The following is a 1,144-nucleotide window of genomic DNA, read 5'->3' as shown; positions in this document are numbered from 1 at the left end:
GCTGCCGACTCCGCGTCGGAACTGCGCGTTGGCTTTCGAGACGCCGCGTTTAACCGCGCTCCCGGTTAGTTCCAGCAGTTTCAACAGCGGGCGGACGACCACGTCGAGAATCAGGTCCGCAATGATGTCGTCGAGCATCGATTCTGTTGTTTCATAGTCAGTTCTTACTGATGAGCGTTTGGCATCTCTCGTACGCTAGGGGAGCAACCCCGACAACTCCTCGAAATACTCGTCCAACTCGTACCCGAGACGCGACAGCCACACGTCGCGGTACGAGGGGTGGAGCAGCGGAACAATCGTGTAGTCGAATCGCTCGCTTTCGACGGGGTCGAGCACGGTATCGAGGAATCCACCGAGTGTCCGGTCGTCGAGTGAGAAGACGCTCTCCGTGGCGTGGCGTCCGGTCGGAACCACCACGTCGGGGTCGATTGTTTCGAGTTCGGTCACGAGGTGGTCCAGACAGTTCGCCTTCTCGTCGGCGCTGGGTGCCCGGTTCGACCCCTCACCATCTGAGGGGAAGCACTTGACCGCGTTCGTGTAGAACACGCCGTCTTCGTAGCCGACGGTGGCCATCGTCTCCCGAATCCTGCGCCCGGAGTGCTGAGCCGTGTAGGACATGCCGGTCCAGTTACCGCCTTGCCAGCGGTTCGCGTCGGGATTGCCCGCGCCGGGTGCTTCGCCGACGACGACGACGGTCGAATCTCGGGGGCCGACGCCCCACGAAATCCGGTTTCGGCACTCGACTAGCGCCGGACACCGGGTGCAGTCGCTTTCTGTGACGAGTCGGTTCTCGGCGTCGGGAAACCGTGGGTCGGTCATCGGCGCTTATTCCGTCAGCGGAAGCACGATGCCGAAGATAATGGGCGAAAAGAGCACGAGGAGGATGCCGAGCCATTCGGCGTCGAAAAAGAGCGTGCGCTCCCAGCCGGGGATGTGGCCGCCAGTCATCGCTAGTGCTGCTTTCGCGCCGATAGCGCCGAACAGGAAGAGAACGAGTCCGAGGCTGACGCCAGTCTTGGTGAATCGAGGTTAGTCGAGATTGCCATAACGTCGCAAATCACTGTGAGAGAGGCGAAACGAGAAAGTCGTTTCGCGGGAGTGTGTGAAATGGTATGAACCAGGTGCCCGGAAAACTCACCGAGAG

At 60.8% G+C, this 1,144-nt stretch carries 1 protein-coding gene and 1 pseudogene; both read right to left on the bottom strand.

Annotation, left to right across the window (positions count from 1 at the left end):
* Window positions 1-195 precede the first annotated feature (195 nt).
* Window positions 196-819, bottom strand: coding sequence for a uracil-DNA glycosylase (locus tag QT222_RS00815; protein ID WP_491475991.1), 624 nt, complete (start codon window positions 817-819; stop codon window positions 196-198).
* A gap of 6 nt (window positions 820-825) precedes the next feature.
* A pseudogene (locus tag QT222_RS00810) lies at window positions 826-1,017 on the bottom strand (DUF7860 family protein); the annotation flags it as partial.
* Window positions 1,018-1,144 lie beyond the last annotated feature (127 nt).

This window comes from Haloferax sp. s1 (assembly GCF_058382125.1).
Note: the sequence above shows the minus strand (reverse complement) of the source record. Positions and strands in the feature narration are given on the sequence as shown.